This is a genomic window from Sphingomonas bacterium (genome assembly GCF_903644135.1).
In the GTDB taxonomy this organism is placed as follows: Bacteria; Pseudomonadota; Alphaproteobacteria; order Sphingomonadales; family Sphingomonadaceae; genus Sphingomonas.
The window spans coordinates 1-4,349 of the sequence record NZ_CAHJXA010000246.1; the positions used below are offsets into that span (position 1 = coordinate 1).

Consider the following 4,349-nt stretch of genomic DNA (forward strand, 5'->3'; position numbering starts at 1 on the left):
TGTCGACGCTGCCCGACCGGTGCGTCGAGGCGAGCACCGCCAGCACGATCGACAGGCCGACGAACGCCGTCGCCAGGATGCCGGTCATCCGCGTCAGGAAATCCGCTGCGCCGCGCGCCGACATCAGCCCCGACGGGCTGCCGCCCATGCCGAGCCCGCCCCCCTCGGAGCGCTGCATCAGGATCACGGTGACGAGGGCCGCCGCGATGATGGCATGAACGACTAGCAGGAAGGGGAACATAGGTGATGTTTTCCGAGAGCGACGACGAGCCGCGATGCCGCCACATAGGCCGGCGCTCCCGGTCGATCAACTGCGCGGCCGGCCGGGGTCAAGGTGCGATTCACCAGCCGCCCGCGAAACTACCGCCGCGACAGGGCGTTATCAGCGCATAATGACCGTCTCGGGCGGTTTATCGAGGCTAGCGGTGACCGCATTCGAAGCACAGGCCCTGTCGAGCTGGATGGCGACCCTGGTCGACTATGTCCGCTCGGGCGAGCCCGATCTCACCAATCGGCAGATGGCATTGCTGCTGGTCGTCTATCTTCGCCCCGGCCCCCATACGGTACGCGGGCTGGCGCGGGCGCTCAACGTGTCCAAGCCGGTGGTGACACGCGCCTTGAACAGGCTGGGCGCGCTCGGCTATCTGCGCCGGCAGCGCGACGACAGCGACAAGCGTAACATCTTCGTCGCGCGGACGTCCGAGGGGGCAGATTTTCTTGAAGGGTTCGGGCATTTCATCGGCGATAGCGAGCCTTCCGGTCAGCCCTCAGGCCCTCGGCAGCACGCCCACGCGTAGGCGCGTGGCGCTTGATGGCCGCTCGGTGACGCTCGATCCCATGACCAACGCGGTTCGTGCCGACCTGGCCGACGTGCGCCTCGCCGATCGGGTGTTCGCGCCGCATTATGCCTCGCCGGTGCCGCGCACGATTGGGCGCAGCGTCGGCTTGCGGCAGGCGCGTGCGATCGATTCGGCGGTGGTGGCGACGCTCGCGCCCGGTGCGGCGTTCGACCTGCTCGATCTGGTCGGTGGCGATGCTTGGGGTGTCGCGGTCGCCGAGACGCTGGTCGGCTATGTCGACGCCGCCGCGCTGAACGAGCCATGAGCGTCGCCGTCTTCATCGACGGTGCCGCCGGCACCACCGGGCTCGAAATCCGCGAACGGCTCGCCGGCCGGCCCGAAGTGTCGCTGATCACCCTCGGCGAGACCGAGCGCAAGGACGCAGTGGTCAGGCGCGAGGCACTCAACGATGCCGACATCGTCATCCTGTGCCTGCCCGACGAGGCGGCGCGCGAAGCGGTGGCGCTGATCGACGGTCCCGCCAAGGTCATCGACGCCTCCACCGCGCACCGCGTCGCCGGCGGCTGGACCTATGGCTTTCCCGAGCTGTCGCCGGATCAGGCGGAGCGGATCGCCGGCGCGACGCGAGTGGCCAATCCGGGCTGCTACCCAACCGCGTTCCTCGCGCTGGTCGCGCCGCTGGTGCGCACCGGGCTGATCCCCGCCGACTGGCCGCTCAGCTTCAACGCGACCTCCGGCTATTCGGGCGGCGGCAAGGCGATGATCGCCGAGTTCGAGGGTGGCGAGACCACGACCGGCTATCGCATCTATGGCCTGACGCTCGGCCACAAGCACGCGCCCGAGATGCGGCTCCATGCCGGCCTCGCCCATGCGCCGGTGTTCCAGCCCGCAGTGGCGCGCAGCTATCGCGGGATGCTGGGCGAGGTGCCGCTGGCGCTGGCGGCGTTGCCGGGCAGACCGACGCTCGATGCGATCACGACAGCACTGCGAGAGGCCTATGCCGGCTCGCCGGTCGTGACCGTCGCCGATGCCGACGAGGCGTTGGTCCTTATCGAGGAACATGCCGGCACCGATCGTATGACGCTGCGCGTGTTCGGCAACCCCGCTACCGGCCACGCCCGCCTCGTCGCGACGCTCGACAATCTCGGCAAGGGCGCGGCCGGGGCGGCGGTGCAGAACCTCAACATCATGGCCGGCCTGCCCCAGACCGCCGGTCTCGTCCTCTAGGCGCAGGAGCCCTTCATGCAACGCACTCCCGTGGGCAAGATGCTGCTGTTCGGCGCGACCGGCGACCTCGCGCAGCGGATGCTGCTGCCATCGCTTTATGGCCTTCATGCCGACAAGCTCCTCCCCGACGATCTGACGATCTTCGGCGCGGCGCGCACGGACTATGACGACGCCGCCTACAAGAAGTTCGCCAAGAAGGCGCTCGACCAGTTCCTGCCCGCCGACCGCAAGAACGACGACGCGATCGCCAGCTTCCTCGACCGGTTGAGCTATCAGTCGACCGATCTGTCCGATCCCGCCAGCTACCAGCCGCTCGCCGAGAAGATCGGCGACGTCGCCGGCGGGCTCGCCATCTATCTGTCGACCGCACCGTCACTGTTCGAGGCGGCGGTGAAGGGCCTCGAAGCGGTCGGGCTGGCCGGCGAGACGGTGCGGATCGGGCTGGAGAAGCCGCTCGGCTATGACCTCGCCTCGTCGCAGGAGATCAACGACACCGTCGCGCTCGGCTTCTCGGAGGAGCGGACTTTCCGCATCGATCACTATCTCGGCAAGGAGACGGTGCAGAACATCCTCGCCCTGCGCTTCGGCAACTCGTTCTTCGAGCCGGTGTGGAACGCGCGCGGCATCGACAACGTCCAGATCACCATCGCCGAGACGGTCGGGCTGGAGGAGCGCGCCGGCTATTACGATACCGCCGGCGCGCTGCGCGACATGGTGGCGAACCACATCCTGCAGCTGCTGGCCATGGTGGCGATGGAACCACCCGCCAGCTTCGACGGCACGGCGGTGCGCGACGAAAAGGCCAAGGTGTTCCGCTCGCTCAGGCTGATGAAGCCAGAGGACGTGCCCCACAACACCGTCACCGGCCAGTATGGCCCCGGCGCGGTCGACGGCAAGATCGTCAAGAGCTATCTCGACGAACTGGGCAACCCGTCCACCACCGAGACCTTCGTCGCGATCAAGGCGCATGTCGATAACTGGCGCTGGCAGGGGGTGCCCTTTTACCTCCGCACCGGCAAGCGCATGACCGCGCGCCGGTCGGAGATCGCGATCCAGTTCAAGCCGGTGCCGCACTCGATGTTCTCGGGGCGCGGCGGCGTGCTCCAGCCCAACGTCCTCGTCATCCGCCTCCAGCCGGAGGAATATGTCCAGATGCTGGTGATGGCCAAGGAGCCGGGCCTCGACCGCGAGGGCATCCGCCTGCGCGAGGTGCCGCTCAATCTCAGCCTCGACAGCGAGTTCAAGGGGCCGCGCCGCATCGCCTATGAGCGGCTGCTGCTCGACCTGATCGAGGGCGACCAGACGCTGTTCGTCCGCCGCGACGAGGTGGAGGCGCAGTGGCGCTTCGTTGACGCGATTCGCGAGGGCTGGAAGGCCAACGATACCAAGCCCAGGAGTTACCCGTCGGGCAGCTGGGGCCCTTCGGCGGCGGTGGCGCTGACCGAGCGCGACGGCGTGACGTGGCAGGACGACTGAACACCACCATCAAGGACGAAGATATGAGCGAAGAGATCGAATGGTGGGACTATGACGACGCGGCCGAGCTGGCCGACGCCGTCGCGGGCGATGTACAGTTCGTCATCGAGAGCGCGCTCGACGCGCGCGGCTCGGCGGTGATCGCGCTGGCGGGGGGCAAGACGCCCTTTCCCGCCTATCAGAAGCTGGCCGCCGCCAAGCTCGACTGGAAGAAGGTGACGATCGTCCCGACCGACGAGCGGATCGTGCCGCTCGGCGATCCGCTGTCCAACGTCACCGCGCTGGCCAAGATCTTCATCGCCAAGGGCGCGCGGGTGATGCCGATCGTGCCGGCGGCGACTGGCGACTACAAGGCGGCGGGGCGCTCGGCGGACGCGTTGATGCAGGACCTGCACTGGCCGCTCGACCTGTGCCTGCTCGGCGTCGGCGGCGACGGCCACACCGCCTCGATCTTCCCCGGTCCCGATTACGACGAAGCGCTTGCCGGCCCGCGCGAGCGCCGTGCGCTCGGCGTGATGCCCGAACCGCTGCCCGAGGAAGCACCCGTGCCGCGGGTGACGCTCAGCCGCGAGGGTATCGTCACCGCTCGCGCGCTGATGATCGCGGTCACCGGCCAGGGCAAGCGCGACGTCATCGAGGCGGCGATCAAGCAGGGCGCGTCGTCGCGCTATCCGATCGGCCGGGTGCTGGCCGACGCGGAGCTGCCGGTCGACATTCACTGGGCACCCTGACGCCGGCGTAAGAGGGGCGGCAATGAAGCTCGTTGCGGTCGACATCGGCGGCACCCACGCCCGCTTCGCGAGCGCCGAGGTGGAGGATGGCCGGGTGGCGGCGCTGGGCGAGCCG

6 protein-coding genes are annotated in these 4,349 nt (G+C 68.6%); 5 read left to right on the forward strand and 1 reads right to left on the reverse strand.

Features of this window, described 5'->3' with window-relative positions:
- On the reverse strand, nucleotides 1-241 hold a 241-nt coding region (gene secG / locus HUU96_RS12060; protein ID WP_174293025.1), incomplete at its 3' end, for a preprotein translocase subunit SecG.
- 220 nt (nucleotides 242-461) lie between these two features.
- On the opposite strand from secG, the gene HUU96_RS12065 reads away from it, so the two are divergent.
- Genes HUU96_RS12065 through pgl form a run of 5 tightly spaced genes read left to right on the forward strand, consistent with a single transcriptional unit; the run spans nucleotide 462 to nucleotide 4,234 of the window.
- Entirely contained in the window at nucleotides 462-797 is a 336-nt protein-coding gene (locus HUU96_RS12065; protein WP_174293029.1) for a MarR family transcriptional regulator, read from the forward strand.
- Nucleotides 798-822: 25 nt separating this feature from the next.
- On the forward strand, nucleotides 823-1,104 hold the full coding sequence (locus HUU96_RS12070; protein WP_254605209.1) for an SH3 domain-containing protein: 282 nt from the start codon (nucleotides 823-825) through the stop codon (nucleotides 1,102-1,104).
- On the forward strand, nucleotides 1,101-2,027 hold the full coding sequence (argC, locus tag HUU96_RS12075) for an N-acetyl-gamma-glutamyl-phosphate reductase (protein ID WP_174293026.1): 927 nt from the start codon (nucleotides 1,101-1,103) through the stop codon (nucleotides 2,025-2,027). The genes HUU96_RS12070 and argC overlap by 4 nt, the downstream gene beginning before the upstream one ends.
- Before the next feature lie 15 nt (nucleotides 2,028-2,042).
- Complete coding sequence (zwf, locus tag HUU96_RS12080; protein ID WP_174293027.1) at nucleotides 2,043-3,503, forward strand: glucose-6-phosphate dehydrogenase; 1,461 nt, start codon at nucleotides 2,043-2,045, stop codon at nucleotides 3,501-3,503.
- A 23-nt stretch (nucleotides 3,504-3,526) separates the two neighbouring features.
- Nucleotides 3,527-4,234, forward strand: a complete 708-nt coding sequence (pgl, locus tag HUU96_RS12085; RefSeq protein ID WP_174293028.1) for a 6-phosphogluconolactonase — start codon at nucleotides 3,527-3,529, stop codon at nucleotides 4,232-4,234.
- Nucleotides 4,235-4,349: the final 115 nt, after the last annotated feature.